This window comes from Chitinophaga sp. CF118 (assembly GCF_900112615.1).
Classification (GTDB): Bacteria; Bacteroidota; Bacteroidia; order Chitinophagales; family Chitinophagaceae; genus Chitinophaga.
Genome location: NZ_FOMK01000004.1, coordinates 920,557 through 945,764, shown reverse-complemented (window position 1 = coordinate 945,764; position 25,208 = coordinate 920,557). Strand labels below are relative to the sequence as shown.

Annotated in this window: 11 protein-coding genes; all 11 read left to right on the top strand. The window is 43.5% G+C overall.

What is annotated here, in order from left to right:
• The first annotated feature begins 10 nt into the window (after positions 1 to 10).
• The 11 genes from BM176_RS20000 to BM176_RS19950 all read left to right on the top strand — a co-directional run bounded on the left by BM176_RS20000 (position 11) and on the right by BM176_RS19950 (position 25,068).
• Entirely contained in the window at positions 11 to 2,101 is a 2,091-nt protein-coding gene (locus BM176_RS20000) for a DUF3826 domain-containing protein (protein ID WP_090106061.1), read from the top strand.
• A complete protein-coding gene (locus BM176_RS19995) occupies positions 2,091 to 5,165 on the top strand; it encodes a DUF6298 domain-containing protein (protein ID WP_143097863.1) in 3,075 nt (1,024 codons plus the stop codon). Before BM176_RS20000 ends, BM176_RS19995 begins: the two co-directional genes overlap by 11 nt.
• A 222-nt stretch (positions 5,166 to 5,387) precedes the next feature.
• Positions 5,388 to 6,725, top strand: a complete 1,338-nt coding sequence (locus tag BM176_RS19990) for a glycoside hydrolase family 140 protein (protein WP_090106059.1) — start codon at positions 5,388 to 5,390, stop codon at positions 6,723 to 6,725.
• Positions 6,726 to 6,728: 3 nt separating this feature from the next.
• Positions 6,729 to 7,625, top strand: coding sequence for a glycoside hydrolase family 43 protein (locus tag BM176_RS19985; protein WP_090106058.1), 897 nt, complete (start codon positions 6,729 to 6,731; stop codon positions 7,623 to 7,625).
• Between the two features lie 88 nt (positions 7,626 to 7,713).
• Positions 7,714 to 10,407 carry a SusC/RagA family TonB-linked outer membrane protein gene (locus BM176_RS19980; RefSeq protein ID WP_177230463.1) on the top strand — a complete coding sequence of 898 codons (2,694 nt, stop codon included), beginning with the start codon at positions 7,714 to 7,716 and terminating at the stop codon, positions 10,405 to 10,407.
• 12 nt (positions 10,408 to 10,419) lie between these two features.
• Positions 10,420 to 12,117 carry a RagB/SusD family nutrient uptake outer membrane protein gene (locus BM176_RS19975; protein WP_218162240.1) on the top strand — a complete coding sequence of 566 codons (1,698 nt, stop codon included), beginning with the start codon at positions 10,420 to 10,422 and terminating at the stop codon, positions 12,115 to 12,117.
• Positions 12,118 to 12,121: 4 nt separating this feature from the next.
• The gene (locus tag BM176_RS19970) at positions 12,122 to 13,888 is read left to right on the top strand and encodes a sialidase family protein (protein ID WP_090106147.1); all 1,767 of its coding nucleotides are present in this window, start codon (positions 12,122 to 12,124) and stop codon (positions 13,886 to 13,888) included.
• Complete coding sequence (locus tag BM176_RS19965) at positions 13,885 to 17,577, top strand: family 78 glycoside hydrolase catalytic domain (protein WP_090106055.1); 3,693 nt, start codon at positions 13,885 to 13,887, stop codon at positions 17,575 to 17,577. The genes BM176_RS19970 and BM176_RS19965 overlap by 4 nt, the downstream gene beginning before the upstream one ends.
• Positions 17,574 to 18,455 (top strand): sugar phosphate isomerase/epimerase family protein, encoded by an 882-nt coding sequence (locus BM176_RS19960; RefSeq protein ID WP_255373549.1) that lies wholly within the window; start codon positions 17,574 to 17,576, stop codon positions 18,453 to 18,455. The genes BM176_RS19965 and BM176_RS19960 overlap by 4 nt, the downstream gene beginning before the upstream one ends.
• Before the next feature lie 97 nt (positions 18,456 to 18,552).
• Positions 18,553 to 22,743 (top strand): glycosyl hydrolase, encoded by a 4,191-nt coding sequence (locus tag BM176_RS19955; protein WP_090106053.1) that lies wholly within the window; start codon positions 18,553 to 18,555, stop codon positions 22,741 to 22,743.
• 6 nt (positions 22,744 to 22,749) lie between these two features.
• Entirely contained in the window at positions 22,750 to 25,068 is a 2,319-nt protein-coding gene (locus BM176_RS19950; RefSeq protein WP_090106052.1) for a glycoside hydrolase family 2 TIM barrel-domain containing protein, read from the top strand.
• The last annotated feature ends 140 nt before the right edge of the window (positions 25,069 to 25,208 follow it).

Below are 25,208 nucleotides of genomic sequence, written 5' to 3'. Positions count from 1 at the left end.
TTTAATAGAGATGAAAGTATATTTCTTTTTAGCTGCATGTTTCATCGCGCAGCAAGCACAGGCTCAATATCCAAAAATTCCTAAGGATGTACAGGAAGTAAGTGACAAACTGCTGGACAGCGCCAAAAAACATGCAGACGAAGCATGGCAGAAGGCCCTACCCATTGTTCAGCAGGAAGCAAGACATGGTAAACCGTATGTTCCGTTTGCCGCCCGTCCTACAGATCTTCCACAGGCAGATATACTTGCTTTCCCGGGAGCAGAAGGTGGTGGCGCTTATACTTTTGGTGGACGCGGGGGTAAAGTATTTGTAATTACCAGCCTGGAAGATAATGGTCCGGGTACCTTACGTGAAGCCTGCGAGTCTGGTGGGGCACGTACCATCGTATTTAATGTGGCGGGTATTATTCATCTGAAAACGCCTATCATGCTTCGGGCTCCGTATGTAACCATTGCAGGACAAACAGCTCCTGGTAATGGGGTATGTATTGCAGGTGAAAGCTTCTGGATAGATACTCATGATGTAGTGATCCGTTATCTGCGGTTCCGCCGTGGAGAAACCAATGTAGGGCGCAGAGACGATGCATTAGGCGGCAATCCCATAGGTAACATCATTATAGATCATTGTTCTGCCAGCTGGGGACTGGATGAAAATATTTCTCTCTACCGGCACATGTACAATCCGGGTGAAGGATACCAGGAAGAGAAACTGCCAACAATAAATATTACTATTCAGAACTGTATTTCCTCAGAAGCTCTTGATACCTATAACCATGCTTTTGGTAGTACACTGGGTGGTGAAAACTGCTCTTTTATCCGCAACCTCTGGGCGTGTAATGCCGGACGTAACCCTTCAGTAGGCTGGTTCAGCGTATTCAATTTTGTTAATAACGTAGTTTTTAACTGGAAGCATCGTACAGTCGATGGAGGTGATTACCGCTCACAGTTCAATATCATCAATAACTATTTTAAACCAGGTCCTATTACTCCTACTGACGATCCTGTTGGTCATCGTTTGCTGAAGCCTGAATCCGGCCGCAGCAAGTTGAAATACCAGCAATACGGCAGGGCATATGTAAGCGGGAATATCATGGAAGGAAATGATAAAGTGACAAGAGATAACTGGGATGGTGGTGTACAGGTGGAAGATCTGTCGGATGCAGGCAAGTATAAAGAAGATATGAAGTCTGATAAGCCGATGCCAATGCCTCACTTCACAATCATGCCGACTAAAGACGCCTATCAGTACGTATTGGATAATGCAGGTGCTACCTTACCTGAAAGAGATCCGGTAGATGCCCGCGTAATTGAGCAGGTAAGAACAGGAAAGATCCTTTATAAGGAGAATATGTCTTCCACCCTGGGGCATGAATATATCACCCGTCGTTTGGGAGCAGACTCTTATAAACAGGGGATAATTTATGACATCAGACAGGTAGGCGGATATCCTGAGTATAAAGGGAAACCCTATAAGGATACTGATGGAGATGGTATGCCGGACGAATGGGAAATTCGTCATAAACTGAATCCGAAAGATGCTTCAGATGCCATAAAGGTTGGTAACGGAGACGGGTATACAAACATTGAAAACTTCCTGAATGATATTAAAGGAGATAAGAAAAGCTATACCGTTGTTGCAACAGAACGTGCAGATAAAATAGTGGCCGCACTGGGTATAAGAAATGTACAGCAGTCAGCAACAGTACGTGATATTATTGCACAACAGTATATAGATATTAAGGATACTGAAAAAGATACAGCAGCATTACATCAACTGCATGTACGTTATCTATCTAAGTTATCTTCAGTGTTAACTACTGAACAGGTAACAAAAGTAAAAGATGGTATGACCTATGGTGTCTTACCGGTTACCTATAGTGCTTATCTCGATATGCTGCCGCAGCTCACTTCCCAGCAGCAGCGACAGATTATGTCCTGGCTGGTAGAAGCGCGTGAATATGCTATGGATGCAGGCACTTCAGAAAAGAAACATGCATGGTTTGGTAAATATAAAGGTCGCATCAATAATTATTTGTCTGCTGCCGGTATTGATATGAAAAAGGCGGAAGCCGAATGGAAGAAACGAAGGGATGAAAAATAACTTATTCATTATACTATTGGTCTGTTGCATCCCCCGTATGATGTATGCACAGAAAAAGACTGCTCCTGTCCCGCCGGTTTCGGTAGGACAGGATGGTCGTTTAATATACACAGCTGATTCATTGGGCAATCGCATTCCCGATTTTTCTTATTGCGGATATATGGCGGGAGAAGTTCCCATTCCGGATGTGCCGGTACGTGTGCGTGTACCTGTAATGAATGGCGATGCTACAGTACGAATCCAGGCGGCCATTGACTACGTTTCTTCATTACCGGTAGGTGGTGCTGTACTGCTGGACAAAGGTATATATGAAGTTGCTGGTAGCCTGCATATCAGAACTTCAGGAGTTGTACTCCGGGGTAGCGGCCGGGAAACGCTGTTATTGGCTACTGGTCACAGTAGGGAAACGCTGATCACCATCGCCGGACAGGATAACAAAATATTATCTCCTGTAGTGCAGATCATAGATGCATATGTACCGGTGAATGCACGTAAAATAAGAGTTCGTAATCCACAGGGAATAAAAACAAACGATCTTGTTCAAATAACAAGACCCTGCACAAAAACATGGCTCCTGCAACTGGGAACTGAACATTTTGGTGGAGGTATTACTTCACTGGGCTGGAAGCCAGGCGAAAGGGAAATTCACTGGGATAGAAAGATTACCGCTATCGCGGGCGATATACTCACACTGGATGCTCCGCTTACAACAGCCCTGGACACAACTTATGGCGGTGGTACCATCAGCGTATATCACTGGCCCGGATGCATTTCACAATCAGGAGTTGAAAACCTGCGATGCCGTTCAACATATGATACAACAAATGTAAAAGATGAAGACCATCGCTGGATGGCGATCACTTTTGAAAATACAACAGATGCCTGGGTACGGCAGGTAGTGTTTGAACACTTTGCCGGATCTGCTGTCGCCGTACTTGAAACTGGCAGACGCATCACCGTAGAAGATTGCATTTCTCTTGCACCAGTTTCCGAAATTGGAGGACAACGCAGAAACACTTTTTTTACAGCCGGACAGCAAACTCTTTTTCAACGCAACTATGCAGAATATGGTTATCATGATTTTGCAACAGGTTTTTGTGCTGCTGGTCCAAACGCTTTTGTACAATGTGAATCATACATGCCTTTCAGTTATAGCGGTGCTATTGATAGCTGGGCATCGGGTTTATTACTTGACAATGTGCAGGTAGACGGACAGGCACTCGGTTTTCCTAACCGTGGACAGGATGGGCAGGGAGCAGGATGGAGTGCAGCAAACAGCATGTTATGGCAATGTGTAGCAGCAAGGATAGACTGTTATCGCCCGTCGGGAGCAGATAACTGGTCATTTGGCTCCTGGGCACAATTTGCCGGCGATGGATACTGGAATAGTTCAAATGAGTATATTCAGCCCCGTAGTTTGTATTACGCGCAACTGAGTGATAGGATCGGAGAGAAATCAAGGGCACAATTACTGCCTGTAACGTCCGAAGCATCCAGTAGTCCTACAGTAGCACAAACGGAAGCGCTGATCAAACAATCAGAGCAGCCAGCATTGACACTATATGACTGGATTCTTCAATCAGCACAAAGGAATCCAATTTCTGTTAATGCCGCAGGTGTAAATACGATTGACAATATCGGATATAAGAAGCCTTCTGCAGATAGACCATTGCCACCCATGCATATCAGCAATGGTTGGCTGATACGTGATGGTGCGGTATTAACTGGTGGGCGAAGGGATGTGCCCTGGTGGCGCGGAAGTATAAAACCTTATGATGTAAAAGAAGCAGGACCTCATATCACCCGCTTTGTACCCGGACGCACAGGCACCGGTTTTACAGACGATCTGGATAGTGTAACCGCACGAATGCAGAGAAAACATGTAACCACTATTGAGCATAACTATGGTTTGTGGTATGATCGTCGTCGTGATGATCATGAGCGGGTAATGCGTATAGACGGAGACGTATGGCCACCCTTCTACGAGCAACCCTTTGCCCGCAGCGGACAAGGAACTGCCTGGGATGGACTGAGCAGGTATGATCTTACCAAATACAATCACTGGTACTGGGATCGCCTGAAAAGATTTGCCACCCTGGCCGATAGTAAGGGATTGGTATTAATACACCAACAATATTTTCAGCATAATATCATAGAAGCGGGGGCACATTATGCAGACTTCCCCTGGCGGCCTGCCAATAACATCAATGCAACGGGATTCCCTGAACCACCACCTTATGCAGGTGGTAAACGCATATTTATGTCAGCGCAATTTTATGATACCACATATGCTGTTAGGCGTAATCTGCACAAGGCTTATATCCGCCAATGTCTGAACAATTTTTCTGGCACCTCCAGTGTGATTCAGTTACTGGGAGCGGAATTTACAGGTCCGCTTCACTTCGTACAATTCTGGACGGATGAAGTGGCTGCCTGGAAAAGAGAAACGGGCCAGCAGGCAATCATTGGATTAAGCACTACCAAAGATGTGCAGGATGCTATTTTAGAAGATCAGAAAAGATTAGCAGCAATAGATCTCATCGATATCCGCTACTGGTATTATCAGCAGAATGGGAGCGCATATGCACCGCAAGGCGGTCAGCACCTGGCTCCGCGCCAGCATGCAAGACTGCTGAAACCTAAGAAAAGCAGTGCAGAGCAGGTATATCACGCAGTAAGAGAATACCGCAGTAAATATCCGGGTAAAGCAGTGTTGTATTCAGCAGATGGATATGATGCTTTTGGCTGGCCTGTATTTATGGCGGGTGGTTCACTGGCTAACATTCCTGTGATCGGTGCATCGGGATTTCTATCTGCTGCAGCAACGATGTTACCAGTTGATCTGCCTGATTCCACACAGTTTGCATTGCGTAACGATCGTGATGAGTATATTGTTTACAGCACATCTTCCACTATTCAACTGAATCTTCCTAAAGGCTCATTTAACGCCTGCTGGATAGATGTAAAAGACGGGCATGTATTGCAGACAGATAAACATGTAAAAGATAACAATTTTAAAAACCCGGTGACCGGACCTGTAGTACTATGGCTGCGCCGGATATAAACGCATACAGAAAGGCCGATGAGGCTCGATTGTTAATGATCATAAATACACCTTGTGTGCCGTGATGCTTAGGTGAAGTATAATAAAGATCTAATCTTAAATCTTATACTAAAGCCCAATTAAGAAATAAAACAGGCAAACGCAGTGTATTTATGATCATTAACAATCTATACAGGTTTCTCTAATAGTAATCAATACCAGGTCTCTCAAATACTAAACCATATGCTGAACAAAATAATCGCCATTGCATTTATAATATTCTTTTCACTCAATGCGCATAGTCAGCAGGCATTAAGTGTATCTAAAAATAACCATTACCTGCAAACCTCTGACGGTAAACCCTTCTTTTGGCTGGGAGACACAGGCTGGCTGTTATTTACCAAGCTGACTACGAAACAAGCAGATCAATATCTGAAAGACCGTCAGCAGAAAGGATTTAATGTGATCCAGGTAATGATCTTACCTGCACTGACTGCAAAGGATGTATATGGAGACAGTGCATTAATAAACATGAATGTGGCGCATCAATCATCAACCGGTTATTGGAATCATGTAGATACAGTTATTGATATGGCAGCTGCCAGAGGTTTATATATGGCCTTAGTACCTGTATGGGGCGGCAATGTAAAAAGTGGATTGGTGAGTGAAAAGGATGCTGTTACATATGCCGCTTTCCTGGCAAAGAGATATGCGGGAAAACCGAATATCATCTGGCTGAACGGTGGTGATATAAAAGGAAGTGATTCTATTGCAGTATGGAAAGCAATAGGTAGTACTTTATACAAAGAAGATAAACATCACCTTATTACTTTTCACCCGCGGGGTCGTATGCAATCATCAGACTGGTTCCATAAAGATGCATGGCTGGCATTTAACATGTTCCAGTCGGGCCATCAAACGTATGCGCAGGACACAACACAGAAATCTTATGGTGAAGATAACTGGAAATATGTAATGGCAGATTATCGTCGCATACCTGTTAAACCGGTAATTGACGGTGAACCTTCTTACGAAGGTATCCCGCACGGATTGCACGATACGCTGGCTCCACGATGGACAGCAGACGATGTTCGCCGCTATGGTTATTGGTCTGTTTTTGCAGGTGCTTTCGGTTATACTTACGGCAATAATTCCGTGATGCAGATGCATCGCCCGGAAGATGGCCGCGGTGTGTATGGTGTAAAAGAATATTGGTCAGATGCTATTCAAGCACCCGGAGCGGCACAGATGTTATATCTGAAAAAACTCATGCTCTCTCATTCTTATTTTGACCGGATTCCAGATCAGTCACTGATAGCAGCAGGAGAGGGAAAACAATATGAGCGGCTGCTGGCCACCAGGGGTAAAGATTATGCTTTTATCTACACATATACTGGTCGCAATATCTCTGTGAATATGGGACACATTTCCGGAAAAAACGTAAAGGCCAGCTGGTATAACCCACGGGATGGCAGCAGTAAAGAAATAGGCACTTACAGCAATAAAGGTGTGATGGTATTTGATCCTCCCGGTGAGCAACAGAATGGAAATGATTGGGTACTGGTAATTGATAAGATCTGAGGCATGAAAAAACACTGGTTATATATCCTACTGCTTTTTTCCTGCCGTCCGGCAAAGGAAGTATATATGTTCACTTCTTTCAGGGAACCTGCTACTGATGGATTACATCTGTTATACAGTTATGATGGTTACAAGTGGACGGATCTGAAAAACACTTTCTTACAACCTTTACCAGGGAAAGTATTACGCGATCCTTCCATTGTAAAAGGTCCGGATAATATTTATCACCTGGTATGGACCATCAGCTGGAAAGGAAATGAAGGATTTGGATATGCAGAATCAAAAGATCTGATCCACTGGTCAGATCAGCGTGTTATTAATGTAATGGAACATGAACCCACTACGGTAAACGTATGGGCTCCTGAAATCTTTTATGATGATGAAGAACAGCAGTACCTGATCATTTGGGCCAGTACTATTCCGCAACGGTTTCCCCGTGGAGTAGAAGCAGAAGATAATAATCACCGGATGTATTATACTACTACGAAGAACTTCATCACTTTCTCTAAAGCAACACTTTTTTATGATCCCGGTTTCAGTGTAATAGACGCAGTGATTGTAAAAATAGAGAAAAGTAAGTATGCACTCGTTCTGAAAGATAACACCCGGCCGGAACGTGATCTGAAAGTAGCGTTTGCAAATAAAGCAACAGGGCCTTACATAGATTGTTCCGCACCTTTCACCGGACATTTGACTGAAGGCCCCACTGCTGTAAAGATCAACAATGAATGGCTGATTTATTTTGATGCCTATGGAGAGAAGAAATACCGTGCCATTAAAACAAAAAACTTTAGAGCATTTACGGATATATCACAACAGGTCAGTTTACCCGCTGGCCATAAACATGGAACCATTTTTAAAACTACACGCAAAACATTACAGCAAATAATTAAACAATAATAATTTTATGGTTATAAGAACAACTATTTTATTAACCCTGTTCTGTATAACAGCCTATGCTCAAGACACTATCCACAAACCGGATACTATGAAGGTTCGCGACCTTAATGAAACTGTTGTAATTGGTTACGGTGTGATAAAGAAACGAGATCTGACAGGTGCTGTTTTTAGTGTAAAACCCGATGTGATCATGCAGGCACCCACTTATAATGCGCTGGAAGCATTACAGGGAAGAGTACCGGGTATGGATATTACCCGCACAGCAGGTAATCCTGGTGCAGGCACTGATGTGCAGATCAGGGGAACAAGATCTATCAGTGGCAGCAACACCCCTTTGTATATCATAGATGGAATGCAGGGAGGTAATATCAGCAATCTGAATCCCGGAGATATAGCATCTATTGAAGTATTAAAAGATGCTTCGGCAACTGCCATCTATGGTTCACAAGGCGCAAATGGGGTGGTGATAGTTACCACTAAAAAAGGAACAGAAGGGAAAACGAAAGTATCCTACAGTGGCTTCTACGGGATCAATGGATTTACACAATATCCCAAACCAAGATTAGGGGAAGATTATATTAAACTAAGAAGAGAAGCATACCGTGCTTCATTAGCCCCCGGAGATCCCATGCCGGATGATGCTGCATTGTTTGCCAATGAAGGCGAATATAAAGCGATCCAGGAAGGACAATGGGTAAACTGGTTAGATCTGCTCACTCACAATGGTACGGAGCAACAACACAGCGTATCTGTAAGTGGCGGTACGGACAAAACTAAAGCCTACTTTTCAGCAGGTTATTTTAAAGAGGAAGGGGTGTTAAAGAACAATGATATGACGCGCTATACGGTGCGACTAAGCATTGATCAGAAAATAAATGACAGGGTCAAGGCTGGCATCCAGAGTCAGTTGAATTATCAGAAGGTTAACAACAGAAAAGATCCGCTTAGCGTTGCATTAACCACTACGCCACTCGGTGTTCCTTATGATAAAGCCGGTAATGTCAACCTCTATCCTGTAGCAGGTAACACTACTTCGATCAGCCCTTTGACAGATGACCGCGGAGAACTGATATCCAAAGATGAGGCACTCAGGACTGTTACTTCTCTCAATGGTTATGCGGAGGTTAAACTGGCAGAAGGATGGACATTCCGTTCTAACTTCGGAACTACGCTCACCTTCACCAGGAGAGGGACTTTTTTTGAAGGAACATCTCTGCAGCAGAAAGATGCAGGCACCTCAGTAGCCGGTATTGGAAGCAGTAATAACCGCTTTTATAACTGGGATAATATCATGACCTATTCCCGGCGGATATCAGATCATTCATTCACGGTAACATTGCTGAGCAGCTATACCCGCCGCGATTATGATACGTTATACGCAGGGGGATATAATCAGGCACTGGCTTCGCAACTGTTCTATAACCTGGGTGCTACAGATGCTACCAGCAGAGGTCTTGTGTCTGCTTATATCGGTTCTAAATCGATGTCTTATGCAATGCGGGTCAACTACAGCTATAAAGGCAAATATTTACTAACCTTGTCCGAGCGTATTGATGGTGCTTCGAGATTGGCTCCCGGTCATAAGTATGCAGCTTTTCCTTCTATCGCTGCCGGATGGCGGATTATAGATGCAGTGAAACTAAGAGCCAGTTATGGTATAGCAGGTAACTCAGGTATCGCTGAATACGGTACGCAAACAGGGATATCTGCATATCCTATGTCTTTTGGGAATGTGGCTGCACCGGGATATATATTCAGCGATCTTGCCAGTAATCCTGATCTGGGTTGGGAACTGTCTGCCACTACCAATGTGGGACTTGATCTTGACTTCTTTAATGGCCGGTTAAATGCCACTATTGATGCTTATAACACAAAGACAACAAATCTGTTACAGGTCAGGACATTGCCACAATCCTCAGGTATTGTAAAAGTATACCAGAATATCGGGGCAACTAATAACAAAGGCATTGAAATAGCACTGAATACTGTAAACATTCAGGAGGATCATTTCAAATGGACAACAGCGCTTACTTTTACTACCAACAAGGAAAAGATCACATCCCTGATTGATAATACAAATGTGATCGGTACTAATGCTGAAACAAATTCATTATTACTGGATCGCCCTATCAAATCTTTTTATACCTACAGGAAAGAAGGCATCTGGCAAACTAAAGACGCAGCAACTGCAGCAACATATTCCTTTGGAGGTACTCCTTTCAAGCCCGGAGATATTAAACTACAGGACGAAAACGGAGATCACATAATTTCTGCGAGTGATGACAGGATGTACATTGGCGCTGCTGTACCCCGCTGGACGGTAGGTTTGCAGAATAGTTTTACATACCGCGCTTTCGATCTTGGAATTTTCCTTTTTGCCCGTTGGGGACAGATGCTGAATGCAGAATTTCTCGGTAGATATAATCCGTCAGGAGAAGGTGGTGGGCCTGCTATGATCAATTACTGGACGCCTGAAAATCCAACCAATGATTTTCCCCGTCCTTTGAGAGGAGGTAAAATCAGTAGTTACGCGGGTTATCAGGCGCTCAACTTTATAGACGGATCTTACGTAAAGCTGAAGAATGTTACGCTGGGTTATACATTACCGGCACACTTGGCACAACACCTGAACATCCAACGTTTACGACTGTATGCTACGGGATCTAACATCTTTACAAAGGCACGTAGTCATCTGGTGAAATACTATGATCCTGAAAGAGGTGGAGCGGAATCCACACCGCTGAATAAGCAATTTGTTTTTGGATTAAATGTGGACTTCTAAATACTATACGTTATGAAAAAGATATACTTTATCATGATTTTCCTGGTTGCCTGCAACCTCGATGAATATAATCCTTCCGGTGCTACCGCCGGTGCCGTATGGACTACACCACAAGGTTTTATTACACTGGTAAATGCTGCGTATAGCGAACAGCGTGCCTGGTATGGAAAAGAAGATGGTTTGTTTATGGGAGAATCCGGTACAGACCTGTGGTTCAATTCCAATAAGGATAACTATGCGGTTGAAACGATGCGTTATGAAAACTTCACACCCTCTACCAGTAATCCTAACAAAGCAGGGTGGAAGTTGCTGTATAAAGCGATTAACCTGTGTAATGCAGGGATCGGCAGGATAGGTAGTGCGGGGTTTACTGATACGGTAGAGCGCAACGGCAGGGAAGGAGAACTACATTTTCTGCGTGCCTTTTATTACTGGCATGTAGTGGAAACATATGGTGGCGTAATGTTATTAACAAAGGAAACAGTTGGCGTAACGCTCACTGCCACCAGGAGCCCTGTAAAAGATTTTTATCAACTAATTACCAGCGATCTTGAATATGCAGTGAAATATCTGCCTGTCAGCAGAGGGACTGATTACAGTCGTGCTACCAGGAAGTCTGCATTAGGGTTACTTGCCCGGGTGTATTTATCAGGTGCTTACTATTATTCAGGTGCAGAAGCGCAATCATGGTTTAAAAAAGCACAGGAAACAGCAAACGAAGTCATTAACAGGAAAGCAGAATTTGGTGTAGACCTTTGGACTAATTATGCAGACCTCTGGAAACCGCAGAATAATAAACAGAATAAAGAAGCTTTGTATATCATCAGTAATTCTACCAATGTTGCATTGAATTACGATGGTAATGCCAATCGTCTGCATCTTTGGTTCCTTACTACTTATAGTTCCAAACCAGGTATGCAGTTAAGTCTGGAATATGGAAAAGATAACAACCGGCGATTTATGCCTACGCGGGCTTTGCTGGATTTTTATGATGAAAGTAAGGATGCCCGATATAATAGTTCCTTTCAGGAAGCATGGATTTGTAACAAAGCATACACATGGACGGCAGCAGATGTAGCCAGTTATAAAAAAGATCCTTCCCTGATAGGGAAAAAGATGATTCCCGGCAGTGATACAATGTTATACGTTACTAAAAAAAGCATTCCGGATAAGGCATTGCTACCTTATATCGTAATAGACCGCGATAGTACTTATCATGCAAACGGCTCTATTTACGGCGCTAATGATTTTGTACAATTGAAAAAATTCATGGATCCCATCACACGGGTTAATGCAAATTCCTATCCGGGCTACCTGGATATCTTCGTGATAAGATTGGCAGAGATGTACCTGATAGCAGCTGAATCAGCCTTCCAGCAGGGAGACAACAATGCAGCAGCAGTAAATATTAATGTGCTGAGAACAAGAGCCGCTATTAAAGCTCCCGTTGATCATACTGCAGATATGCAGATTACTGCAGCAGACATCAATCTTGATTTTATATTGGATGAAAGAGCAAGAGAACTGGCAGGAGAGCATCTTCGCTGGTTTGATCTAAAACGTACCGGTAAACTGGTAGACCGTATTCATCAGTATAACCTGGATGTTACACAGATACAATCATTTCATATGCTCAGACCAGTACCACAGGTAGAACTGGATGCATTAACAAACGGTCAGGAATTCGGACAGAATGAAGGTTATAAATAATTGTATGATCAGGAAAGCAGGTTTATTTTTCGTGCTATTATTATCCACTTCTGCTTTTGCACAGGAGGGTGTCCATTACACGGGTAATACATTAGTGAATGTAGATTATCATCATGGCCAGTTACGGCCTGTAATGGGTGTACATAATATCCAGGTGATGCGGGCTAACCGTGAAATCTCTCATGGCTGGACTTACAACCATGCACCTATGCTGGCTTACTGGCATAACAGGTTCTACGTTGAATACCTGAGTGATGAAACGGGGGAAAGTATTCCACCAGGACAAACATTATTACTTACCTCTGCGGATGGTGTTACATGGTCATCACCGGAAGTTATTTTTCCTCCTTATAAAATTCCTGACGGTCCGGTAAAAGATGGTATTGCGCATAACCTGTATGCTGTGATGCATCAGCGAATGGGATTTTATGTTTCTAAAAGTAATCACCTGCTGGCCTTAGGTTATTATGGTATATGCCTGAATGCAAAAGATGATCCGAATGATGGTAATGGTATTGGGCGTGTAGTAAGAGAAATTTTACCCGATGGGAAATATGGTCCTGTTTATTTTCTCCGCTATAATAAAGCCTGGAATACAAGTAATACTTCATTCCCTTTTTATACCAGTAGTAAGAATAAAGATTTTATAGCAGCCTGTAATGAATTACTGGCCACGCCATTAATGATGCAGCAATGGAATGAAGAAGCAGACAGAGATGATCCTCTTATTCCTTTGCAAAAGCAATACAAAGCTTTCTGTTATTATCATCTGCCGGATAAAAGGGTGGTAGGGTTATGGAAGAATGCACTCACCGCTTTAAGCAGCGATGAAGGCAGAACATGGTCTACAGTTGCACGTGCACCAGGATTTGTGAACAGTACTGCAAAGATCTGGGGCCAAAAAATGGCGGATGGCCGTTTCGCTACTGTATACAATCCCTCGGAATACAGATGGCCGCTGGCATTGTCGGTAAGTGATAACGGACTTGAATATACTAACCTGCTCCTTGTGAATGGTGAAGTACCTCCAATGCGTTATGGAGGGAATTATAAATCTTACGGACCGCAATATGTAAGAGGAATAGAAGAAGGAAACGGCACTCCGCCAGATAGTAATCTATGGGTTACATATAGCATGAATAAAGAAGATATCTGGGTGGCAAAGATACCAGTGCCAGTAAAAGATACATGTAATTCACACCTCAATGGAAATATTACTGACCTGGAAACATGGAATATTTATAGTCCGCTTTGGGCGCCTGTAAGTATTACAGACAAAGGTCTTACCCTACAGGATAAAGATCCTTATGATTATGCAAAAGCTGAACATTTAATTCCTGCTACAAAAAAACTGCTTGTTGAATTTTCAGTAGTACCGGATGATCATGGACAATTACAGATAGAATTACAGGATGGAAAAGGAACAGCTGGCCTCCGTCTTATTTTTGATGCAGACACTACACTGAAAGCAAAAGCTGGCGCCCGCTATAAGAATTTCATGCGTTATAAAACAGATAGTCTTTATCGAATCCGTATCACTTTAAATACAACTACACGTTTTTATACCATCAATGTAAATGGCAAAGATGCGCTGACCAGCCTCCTGTTTGCACCACTGGATGTGGTAGAGCGGATTGTATTCCGCACTGGAGAGCCCCGGCATTTCCCTAATGCCGATACCCCGGCAGATCAGGACTATGATTTGCCAGTGTTACCGATAGCTAAGAATGCTGTGTATTATATCCGTTCACTTAAAACAGCAGCTTTATGATCAGGGGATTGATGACTATGTTATTAATGATGGTTGGTTTTCATGCACCGGTATCAGTTTCCACTTTACGTTGTGAAATGCTGACGGATCCGGAAGGTATGGATGTGCTTACACCCCGTTTATCCTGGGAAATAAATGGTAGTGAGAAGAATATTAAACAAACAGCTTACCAGTTGCTGGTAGCGTCTTCTATAGAGAAACTGGAAAAAGGGGAAGGTGATGTATGGAACTCCGGTAAAGTATTATCAGATCAATCTATTCATGTAGTGTATGCCGGTAAACAATTGCAAAGTCAGGCAGACTGTTACTGGAAAGTAAAAGTCTGGACTACCCGGGGAGAGAGTGATTGGAGCAAATATGCGCATTGGAGTATGGGGCTGTTCAACTGGAAGGCTAAATGGATAGGATTGGATAGTGCTTTTGCATGGGATAGTGCACAAAGTAAATTCTCCCGGCTCTCCGCGCGCTATGCTCGTAAATCATTCGAAGTAAAATCCCCTGTTAAAAAGGCAAAGGTGTATATCGCCGGTCCCGGTCATTATGAGTTATACATAAACGGAGCACGTACCGGTACAGATGTACTTACACAGGCTCCTACTGATTATACTAAAAGTATTAAATACAATACCTATGATGTAACCAATGCATTAAAAAAGGGCAACAATACCCTCGGTGCTGTATTGGGCAATGGGCGTTACTTTACTATGCGACAAGCATATAAGCCCAAAAAGATCAGAACTTTCGGTTATCCTAAATTATTACTGCAACTGGAAATTGAATATGAGAATGGAATACACCAGACTATCATCAGCGATGATTCATGGAAGATGACTGCAGATGGTCCTATCCGTACCAATAACGAATATGATGGGGAGGAATATGATGCAACTAAAGAAATGCCGGGATGGAATAATACTGCTTTCAATGACAGTCATTGGATGAAGGCTTCACTGGTGCAATCTCCCGGTGGGCGATTGGAAGCACAGATGAATGAGCCGATTAGGGTGATGGAGAGAATCAAACCTGTTACTATCCGTGAAATTACACCAGGCGTGTATATCATGGATATGGGTCAGAATATGGTGGGGTGGTTACAGTTGAAAGTAAAAGGAAGCAAAGGACAACAGGTGAGTATCCGTTTTGCAGAAACAGTAAAGAAGGATGGTACATTGTACATGGATAATCTGCGTGATGCAAAAGTAACAGATAAGTATACACTGAAAGGTGGAGCAGAAGAAACCTGGGCACCTTCTTTTGTTTATCATGGCTTTCGCTATGTAGAAATCACCGGGTATACCCCAAAATTAACCGACTTTGAAGGACAGGTAATCTATGATAATCTGCAAACTACCGGACAATTCGAAACATCCGATCCTACTCTCAATCAGATTTATAAAAATGCTTACTGGGGTATTAGAGGAAACTACAAAGGTATGCCGGTAGATTGTCCGCAACGTAATGAACGCATGCCCTGGCTGGGCGACAGAGCCACCGGTGCACACGGAGAGAGCTTTATATTCGATAACGCAAAACTGTACGCCAAATGGCTGGATGATATTGAGGATGCGCAAACAGCCGAAGGCGCTATTCCCGATGTAGCTCCTGCTTACTGGAACTACTATTCGGACAATGTCACATGGCCGGGTAGCTATCTGTTAATAGCAAATACTTTGTATGAACAGTTTGGTGATCAGCAGCCCATCATCAAACATTATCCTTCTATGAAAAAGTGGATGGAATATATGCATGGTAAATATCTGGTGAATGGGATTATGACCAAAGATAAATATGGCGACTGGTGCGTACCACCGGAATCGAAAGAGCTGATCCATGCAAAAGATAGTACGCGGTTAACTAACGGTGCTTTAATCGCAACAGCCTCCTATTATCATCTGCTCACTTTAATGCAGCATTTTGCCGGAATGGTCCATCAGGAAAAGGATGTAAAAACATTCGCCGCATTATCTGAAACGGTAAAGTCGGCTTTTAATCAGCGCTTCTTCAACAAAGAGAAATTACAATACGATAATAATACTGTAACAGCAGATCTGTTGCCCCTGACCTTTGGTATGGTCCCTGCTGCTTATCATAAGCAGGTATTTGAAAAGATCACAGACAATATTATCAATAAATACGACGGACATATCAGCACAGGCGTAATAGGTACACAGTGGCTTATGCGCGGATTAACAGAGAATGGCAGGCCTGATCTTGCTTACGGAATAGCAGCAGACAGAGACTATCCGGGATGGGGATACATGGTAGCCAATGGAGCTACTACTATCTGGGAATTATGGAATGGTAATACCGCCAATCCAGCTATGAACTCTCATAATCATGTGATGTTGCTGGGTGATCTACTTATCTGGTATTATGAAAACCTGGCGGGCATCAAAAGTAATACTGCTTTCAAAGAAATCATCATGCAGCCTACCCCTGTAAAAGGACTGGATGAAGTGAATGCGTCCTTTCATTCTATGTATGGATTGATTCGCAGTCACTGGAAGAAGGAACCTGGCCGCTTTATCTGGAATATTACCATTCCTGCAAATACTACGGCTACCGTATATATTCCTGCACATGTTCAGAATGATGTAAAGAGTGAAGGAACCTTTTTACGCATGCAGCATGATACAGCGGTGTTTAAAATAGGTTCGGGCGATTACACTTTTACATCTCAGCTGGAAACAAAGAAAGGGATGATCACAGACGAATTTATTTTTGATGATGCACCCTTCCCTGAAAGTCATGCTGCCACAATTGCAGAAACGCCAAAAGGTTTAATCACGGCCTGGTTCGGCGGAACAAAAGAAAGGAATCCGGATGTGGGCATCTGGATTAGCCGGCAGGTAAATGATAAATGGACAGCTCCGGTTGAAGTAGCAAACGGAATCGTATCAGACAGTGTGCGGTATGCCTGCTGGAATCCGGTATTATACCAGGTACCAGGAGGTGATTTGTTATTGTTCTATAAAATTGGACCTAAAGTATCAGGCTGGAAAGGATGGCTGAAAACATCTTCAGATGGAGGGATCTCCTGGTCTGCGCCAAAGGCATTGCCTGATGGTTTTTTAGGCCCTATAAAAAACAAACCGGTATTGCTGGATAACGGAGTGTTGCTATGTCCCTCAAGTACCGAAGAAGGCGGCTGGAAAGTGCATTTTGAAGCAACGCCTGATTTCGGTAAAACATGGAGTATGATAGGCCCGATTAATGAAACGAATAATGCAATTCAGCCCAGTATTCTCTCTTATGGTAAGGGGAAATTACAGATCCTTTGTCGCAGTAAGGAGCGCGTAATAGAGCAGGCATGGTCTGAAGATAATGGCCGTACCTGGTCGCCCATCACAGCTACTTTACTTCCAAATAATAATTCCGGTACAGATGCTGTAACGCTGGCAGATGGCCGGCAGTTATTGGTTTACAACCATGTTAAAACACCGGAAGGAGCCTCCAAGGGAGCGCGTACACCGTTGAATGTTGCGGTCTCTAAAGATGGTATCAACTGGGATGCTGCACTAGTGCTGGAAGATTCGCCTATTAGTCAGTACTCTTATCCTTCCGTGATTCAAACGGCTGATGGATATGTACATATTGTATACACCTGGCGGCGGCAACGTATAAGGCATGTGAAAATAGATCCACGTCAGCTTGAATTAAAACCGATAAAAAACGAACAATGGCCATGATAAACAGACGACAGTTCATCAACAACGCTGCCATAATATCAGCAGCCATGCTATTGCCAAAGTATTTGCTGGCTGCTGCAAAGGAACCCCGTTACAAGATAGCGGTATGTGACTGGATGATTCTGAAACGGCAAAAGCTGAGTGCTTTTCAGCTCACTAAAGATATTGGAGCTGATGGGTTAGAGGTGGATATGGGAGGATTAGGTAACCGCCCGACTTTCGATAGTAAACTCGGAGATCCGGCCGTTCGGCAGCAGTTCCTTGATAAAGCAGCAGAATTGAATGTGGCAATTAGTTCTATTGCTATGTCTGGTTTTTATGCACAGTCTTTTGCTGAAAGGGCTGGTGTGGATGTGATGGTACAGGATTGTATCAATACGATGGTACAGATGAAAGTGAAGATAGCTTTTCTTCCATTAGGGGTAGAAGGGGACTTAATAAAACACCCGGAATTACGTCCTGTTATTGTAGAACGATTGAAAGCGGTGGCGGTAAAAGCAACCGCTGCGGATGTGATCATCGGTATTGAAACAGCGCTGCCCGCAGCAGAAGAAGTAAAACTATTAGATGAAATTGGTTCTCCCGCCATCCGCAGTTATTTCAATTTCTCCAATGCAATACAAGCGGGCCGTGATTTGTATGAAGAACTACGTACACTTGGTAAACACAGGATCTGCCAGATTCATTGTACAGATACTGATGGGGTATTGTTACAGCATGATCCGCATATAGATATGAAAAAAGTAAAACGCACGCTCGATAAAATGGGCTGGCGTGGCTGGCTTGTGATAGAAAGATCCCGTGATGCAAATGATGTGAAGAATGTGAAAGGGAATTTTAGTGCAAACACAGCTTACCTGAAATCAATTTTTCAATAAGTAATTAAGCTTACTGGAAGTATGATTTCAGCCGTAGTGTTGAACAAATCAAACCGTAGAAATATTTATAATAATCAGTAGTGTCCTGTTATAACTCATGAAACGACTTTTTTTCATAACGGTTTTCTTATTCTGCGCAACCAGTTTGTTTGCGCAGAAATCGCTCGATCCCCTTTTCCTGCATCCGCCAAAATCAGCTAAACCCTGGGTGTTCTGGTACTGGATGTATGCTGATGTATCACGTGAAGGTATTAAAGCCGACCTGCAATCTATGAAAGAAGCTGGTATTGGCGGCGCTTACCTGATGACTATCAAAGGAAAGACAGATTCAGCTTCAGTGAATATAGCAGAACAACTGACCCCCAGATGGTGGGATATGGTAGGATATGCCATGAAGCAGGCAGACAGCCTGGGATTACAGATAGGTATGCACGTTAGTGATGGTTTTGCTTTAGCTGGTGGCCCCTGGATCACCCCGGAATTATCAATGCAAAAAGTAGTATGGACTATTTCATCTCCCAGGGATACTTTACCACAACCTGAAACAAACGAAGGCTATTACCGGGATATTGCAGTGTTAGCTTATCCTTCTCCGGTATACAATTCTTCAACACCAGTGGTCACTACCAGTGGAGCAGCAGCTCAATTCCTGGCAGTTTCTGGTAATAAAGAAGTCTTTAAAAGCAAAGAATCCTGCTGGATTCAGTATGCATATGAGCAGCCTTTCACTTGCCGGTCTGTAATCATCCGTACAAAAGGTAATAACTATCAGGCTCATCGTTTATTGATAACTGTGAGTGATGATGGAACGACTTTTCGTCCTGCATATAAAATGGAATCTCCCCGTCATGGCTGGCAGGATACAGATGCAGATGTTACCTATTCTATCCCGGCTATCACGAGTCGTTATTTCCGTTTTGTGTACGATCCTGCAGGATCGGAACCCGGCGCGGAAGATCTGGATGCCGCTAAATGGTCGCAAAGCCTGAAAATATGCGGTATTGAATTATCACCTTTGCCCCGTATTCATCAGTATGAAGGAAAGACAGGAGCAGTATGGCGGATAAGTCCATCAACCCAATTGCCGGATTCTCTTTGCATTGCTCCTGATAAAATCATTGACCTTACAGATAAGATGGATGCAAACGGATGTTTGCATTGGAAGGCACCGGCGGGCAACTGGACTGTGTTAAGAATTGGTCATACCTCCACCGGGCACACGAATGCAACTGGCGGGGCAGGCAAGGGCCTGGAATGTGACAAGTTTAACCCTGTGGCTGTCCGAACACAGTTTGAACATTGGTATGGAGAAGCATTAGGCAGAACAGGGCCCGCATTGAAAATGTTCCATGTAGATAGCTGGGAATGTGGCAGCCAGAACTGGTCGCCGGTATTCAGGACAGCTTTCCGCAAACAACAAGGCTATGATCTGCTGCGTTACCTTCCGGCAATGGCAGGAATACCGGTAGAAAGTGCTGCGAAATCAGAAGCGTTTCTGCATGATGTAAGAGAAACAATCACCTCACTTGTGCAACAGAATTTCTACGATACACTGGCATCACTGGCACATGCAAAAGGATGCACTTTCAGTGCTGAAAGTATGGCCCCCACAATGACTGGCGACGGTATGCTGCATTATAGTGCGGTAGATATCCCGATGGGAGAATTCTGGTTACGTAGTCCTACACACGATAAACCAAATGATATGCTGGATGCAATATCCGGTGCGCATATCTATGGGAAAAAAATTATCCAGGCGGAAGCTTTCACCTCGTTACGTATTAAATGGGATGAACACCCCGGTATGCTGAAAACATTGCAGGACCGCAACTATGCACTGGGCATCAACCGGTTGGTATACCATGTATTTATTCATCACTCCTCTGAAGGCGATGGCCCTGGTAAAACAATGGATGGGATAGGTCTTTTCTTTCAACGCAGTCAAACCTGGTGGAAGCCGGGGGCTGCCTGGGTTACTTATGCACAACGTTGTCAGGCTTTATTGCAGCAGGGCCGTCCTGTAGCAGATGTTGCTGTATTTACCGGTACAGAAATTCCCCGGCGTGCCGTATTGCCGGACAGGTTAGTACCTGTATTACCAGGTATTTTCGGAGATAGTATTGTGAAAAGTGAGCAACAACGTTTAGCTAATAAAGACTTACCGGTAAGGGAAATGCCTGCGGGTGTAACGTCTGGTGCCAATATCGGCAATCCGGAAGATTGGGTAGATCCATTGCATGGGTATGCCTACGATTCTTTCAATCCTGATGCATTGATGCGGCTGGCTAAAGTAAACAATGGACGTATTGATCTTCCTGGTGGTGCCTCTTACAAACTATTGATATTACCGGGTGTTACTGCCATGTCTCCCCAGGGGAATGTATTATCTCCTGAAATATTAACCCGCTTATACCAGCTGGTAAATGAGGGCGCGACGGTATTGATCAGTGGTCCGCTGAATGGCGATACTACTTTTAAAACTGGCAGGTTGGGAAAAGGGTTAATAGTAAAAGGTCCCTGGCAACAATCTTCCTTTGCATCACTGGATCTGCATCAGGATCTGTTAGTGCCAAAAGGAACCGCCTGGACGCACCGTACCTCAAAAGATTTTGATCTCTATTTTATTTCCAATCAACAGAACAGCGAACGTATTATAGATTGTTCTTTTCGTATCAGCGGTTTTATTCCGGAATTATTTGACCCTGTTACAGGAGAACGGTATGCATTAAGCAACTGGCAATCGATAAACGGACGTACTATATTGTCATTACAGTTGCCCGCCAATGGCTCTGTGTTTGTGATATTCAGGAAGCATACTGTTGTGAAAGAAGAACATACAGGCAATAACTGGCGTACACTAACAGCTTTGCAGGTATTAGATAGTACGTGGAAAGTAACATTTGGGAAATCTGCTCCTGTTACTTTTGAGAAGCTGGCAGACTGGAGTACATATGAAACCGACAAGAACATTAAATACTTTTCCGGTACAGCGAATTATACACAAACGTTTTACTGGAATGGAAATAATGGTCGTAATATAAAGTTAAACCTGGGAGAGGTATATAACCTTGCCGAAGTAAAAGTTAATGGTATCTCCTGTGGAATAGCATGGACACCACCTTATAGTGTTGATGTTACAAAGGCATTAAAGAAAGGACAGAATAAGATTGAAATAGAAGTGACCAACACCTGGTATAACAGTGTCTCTCGGAAAGAACCGCTGCTGAAAGCCGGGTTGCTGGGTCCTGTACAGTTGCAGTCAGATCTTCCTGATAGTATGACTATGAAAAAGATCTATTCAAAAATTAAAACGCCATATAAATATGGATTAGTTCTCACTCCTTCAGATAGTTTAAAAAAGATGGATTGTCCAAGTATCTTCAGGAAAGATGGTAAATGGTATATGGTCTATATTGTTTTTGATGGAAAAGGATATGAAACGTGGTTAGCTAAAAGTAATGACCTGCTTCATTGGGAAACGAAGGGAAAGATGATGTCTTTTTCAGACAGCACCACCTGGGATGCTACACAAAAAGCGGGATATATTTCATTGCAGGATTACAAATGGGGAGGTAGTTATGAATGGGCATCATACAATGGAAAACACTGGATGTCTTACATAGGAGGCGCAGAACACGGATATGAGCAAGGGCTGCTTTCGATAGGAATTGCTCACACAACTAAAAGTATTACCACCCCGCACGAATGGCAGCGTTTGGAAAAACCGGTGTTAAAAGCGACCGATAGTAATGCCGGATGGTGGGAGAATAATACCATTTACAAAAGTTCCATTATTTACGACAAGGATAAAACAACCGGTTATCCTTTTGTGATGTATTACAATGCCAAAGGAGATAGTCTTCGTCCCAAGAGAGGGAAGGAACGGATAGGGATGGCCGTTTCCAATGATATGGAACATTGGATCCGCTATAAAAAAGATCCTGTCCTGGATCATTTTACCGGTATTACCGGCGATGCTGTGATCCAGAAAATTGACAATATCTGGGTAATGTTCTACTTTGGGGCTTTCTGGAAAAACAGACCCAATGCATTTAACCGCTTTGCCTGTTCTTATGACCTTGTTCACTGGACAGACTGGACGGGAGAAGACCTGATCACCTCTTCAGAAAGTTATGATGAACGATTTGCCCATAAATCTTTTGTGATAAACTATAAGGGTGTAGTTTACCATTTTTATTGTGCTGTAAATAACGCAGATCAGCGCGGTATTGCCGTGGCTACCTCTGTTGATATGGGGAAGAGTAAACTTACATTCACAAAGAAATAGAACGTTATGAGAATACTTACCATCTTACTTTGTTTTGTTATCTCATCTGCACATGCACAACAGCAATTGTTTGATGAGAGCTGGCTTTTTCATCGCGGTGCCGCACTCGGCGCAGAAGATATTACATTCAACGATACTTCCTGGCGAATGCTGGATCTGCCGCATGACTGGAGCATTGAAGATCTTCCCGGTACAACATCTCCTTTTAATGCCGGTGCATTGAGCCAGGTAAATGGAGGATTCACAATCAGTGGAACAGGATGGTATCGCAAACACTTTACGATACCAGCTGTACAAAAAGGTAAACAGTTTACTCTGCAGTTTGATGGTGTATATATGAATGCAGAAGTGTGGCTGAATGGTAAGAAATTAGGCAAACATCCTTATGGTTATACCTCTTTCTGGTATGATATTACACCCTATATCCGTTTCGGCGAACAGAATATTCTTGCTGTGAAAGTTAGAAATGAAGGAGAAAACAGCCGCTGGTATGCTGGCTCTGGTATCTACCGGCATGTATGGCTGAAAACACTGGACCCGGTGCATATAGCACAATGGGGTACCTGGATTACCACACCAAAAATAAGTACTACAAGTGCTACTGTGAGAGTGGAAACCAGGCTGCAAAAAGATACTGCTATGGTAACAGTCGTTACCCGGTTGCTGGATGCTACAGGCAAACAGGTTGCCTCGAAAAAAGATGTTCTCTCTCATGGAGTGCTGCAACAGGAAATACTGGTGCCATCGCCAGTACTGTGGTCTGTAACATCGCCCATATTATACAAAGCAATAACAACAATCTCTATTAATGATCGTGTAACCGACAGTGTGACTACCAACTTTGGTATCCGTTCTATTGCTTTTGATGCGGTGAATGGCTTCCGGCTCAATGGACAGCCATTAAAATTGAAAGGCGGTTGTGTACATCATGATAATGGTCCGTTGGGAGCAAAGGCATATGACAGGGCTGAGGAACGCAAGGTAGAATTGTTAAAGGCCAGCGGATACAATGCGATCCGCTGCGCACACAATCCTCCTTCGCCGGCATTCCTGGATGCCTGCGACAGGTTGGGGATGCTGGTGATTGATGAGGCTTTTGATACCTGGCAGGATAAAAAGAATCCGGAAGATTATCACCTGTACTTTAAAGACTGGTGGCAGCGGGATATAGAAAGTATGATGTACCGTGACCGTAATCACCCTTCTATTATCATGTGGAGCATAGGTAATGAAATTCCGCACAGAGAGAAACCAGAAGTGGCAGCGGTAGCCGTCACGCTAAGCAAATTTGTAAAGAGTATAGATACTACCCGCCCCGTTACCTGTGGAGTGAATGGCATAGCAGAGGATAAAGATCCTTTCCTTGCAGCGCTGGATATTGCGGGCTACAATTATGCACCCGATAAATATGTAACGGATCATGCCCGTGTGCCGCAAAGAGTAATGATGGCAACAGAATCTTATGCACTGGATATGTACGATTACTGGAAAGCAGTGGAAGATCATTCCTGGGTGATAGGAGACTTTGTATGGACAGCCTTTGACTACATAGGAGAAGCTAGCATCGGATGGCTGGGATATATACAAAAGCAGAGCTTTTATCCCTGGAACCTGGCTTACTGCGGAGATATTGATATCTGCGGATGGAAACGTCCGCAGTCATACTACAGGGATGTGCTCTGGCAAACCGGACAACAACTGTCATTATTTGTACAACCACCTCAGCCTTCTTTTACAACGAACCCTGATAAAATTGCCTGGAGCCGTTGGGAATGGCATGATGTAACCGATAGCTGGAACTGGAAAGGAAAAGAACCTTTGAAAGTAGTTGCTTATACATCTTCTGAAGAGGTAGAGTTATTTCTGAATAACCGTTCTCTTGGTAAGAAAAATGCAGTGAAGCATACCGCTGAATGGGAAGTCCCTTATGAAGCGGGAACTTTAACCGCAGTAGCTGGCAAAAAGAAAGTGACACTTACTACTGCTGCTGAACCTGCACAGATCCACCTGGTAGCGGACAAAACCACCATCACTGCTGATGGACAGGACCTGAGTTATATCACCGTAAACCTGACCGATGCAAAGGGTATTCGTAATCCGTTGGCAGAAAACCTGGTACAATTTGAAGTAGAAGGCCCTGGTACTATCGTCGGTGTTGGAAATGCAAATCCGGTTAGCCTTGAAAGTTACCAGTTGCCTCAGCGGAAGGTATGGCATGGCAGATGCCTGGTAGTGTTGAAATCAGGAAAAGAGGCCGGTGAAATCACACTCAGGGCAAAAGCAGTGGGATTGCCGGATGCAGCGATTACAGTCTCTTCTAAGTAAGCATAAGATAGTTTGAAGAGAGAAATTACTTATTTAGCAACCAGTTAGTATTTGATATCAGCTGCAGGATTGAGTAAGTAACTATTTGTCGCGCATTTTCCTGAACTTAAAGACTTTCATCCTGGCTTGTAGACTCCATT